This is a genomic window from Spirosoma oryzae, from assembly GCF_003002825.1.
GTDB classification, from domain to species: Bacteria; Bacteroidota; Bacteroidia; order Cytophagales; family Spirosomataceae; genus Spirosoma; species Spirosoma oryzae.
In genome coordinates this window covers 1-1,418 of sequence record NZ_PVTE01000071.1, presented here as the reverse complement: position 1 = coordinate 1,418, position 1,418 = coordinate 1, and the positions used below count along the sequence as shown (strand labels likewise).

Sequence of the window (1,418 nt, the reverse complement as noted above, 5' to 3'; positions counted from 1 at the left end):
GCTCATATCTTTGTTTTGAGTCGAGGTTGTGATAAAAAGTGCAATTTTTGAGTAAGACCTGACAGGGGTTACCAGTACCTCGGGTCCGCGGCTGAGACGGAGAATAGCCCGATCTTGAACTCGCTGGCTGCGCTGGTACCCTTGTCCCTTTTCAACAAGCTCCGACAGTACCCATAGACACAGTTGGTCACTGTGATCTGCTATCGATGTGCCAGAGTCAGAAAAGTAGTCAGGTTCATGTTTCACTTTTTATTCCCTTTGTTTATGACATCTTTCCTGCGCTATTGTGTTGGGCTGGACATCAGCAAAGACTCCCTTCAAGTTTGTTTGTCGGTCATTGATCAAACTGGACGGGTGAGTGTCAAAGCCACTACTAAAGTGGTCAACAAGCCTGTTGGCTTTGCTAGTCTACTGATCTGGATGAGCCGCCATCGTAAGTTAGATTTACCCCTAACTTACCTGATGGAATCTACCGGCGTATACCACGAAGCGGTGGCCTGGTATCTGCATCAGCAGGATCAATCGGTCAGTATTCTATTGCCTAACAAGGCAAAGCATTATCTCAAAAGCTTAGGCTACAAATCAAAAAACGACAAAATCGACGCTCAGGGTTTGTCCCGGATGGGCCTGGAACAGCAACTGCCGCTGTGGAGCCCCCTTTCTAAAAACCTGTACGCCTTGCGGCTATTGACACGCCAGCATCAACGTTTACAGGAACTCAAAACTCAGTCTACCAATCAGCAACATGCCCTGGAGCATAGTGCTTTTGACAGTAGCTTCATTGATAGGCAGTTAACCAAGCTCGTAGCCGTATATGATGCGCAGATAGATGCATTGGAAACGGCTATTAAAGAACTCATCGAGCAAGATCCTGTACTCAAGCCCCGTGTGGATCGACTCGTTGCCATCAAAGGTCTTGCCCTGTTATCAGTGGCCGTCTTAGTGGCCGAAACTAATGGCTTCGAAGGCTTCACCAACCAGCGCCATTTAGTCAGCTATGCGGGGTATGACGTCGTGGAGAACCAGTCAGGCAACCACTCGGGCAAAACCCGCATTTCCAAAAAGGGCAATAGCCGGCTTCGTCGTATTCTACATATGCCTGCTTTTAACGCAGTTCGCTTCAATGAACCGACCTGTAAAGCGCTTTACGAGCGGGTTTATGAGCGCACCCATATTAAGATGAAAGCCTACGTAGCGGTTCAGAAACGATTGCTTTTGATGGTCTACGCCTTATGGCGTCACGGGGCCAAGTATGACCCTTTGTATTTAGCGAACCGAGTCAATCAGCACAAAAAAATAGTCCCGACCGGCGGGACTACACAGGATCAAGTGGCCGAAGCCGAGTTGTCCTACTTGTAGTCCAAAGATATGAAAAAAGTCCTATCTCAAAAGTTGCTTTTCACGACAGTACCAGCGGT

General features: G+C 48.1%; 1 protein-coding gene. It reads left to right on the top strand.

Annotated elements, in window-relative coordinates; all coding sequences use genetic code 11:
- Positions 1 to 264: 264 nt before the first annotated feature.
- On the top strand, positions 265 to 1,359 hold the full coding sequence (locus tag CLV58_RS27870) for an IS110 family RNA-guided transposase (RefSeq protein ID WP_106141120.1): 1,095 nt from the start codon (positions 265 to 267) through the stop codon (positions 1,357 to 1,359).
- Positions 1,360 to 1,418 lie beyond the last annotated feature (59 nt).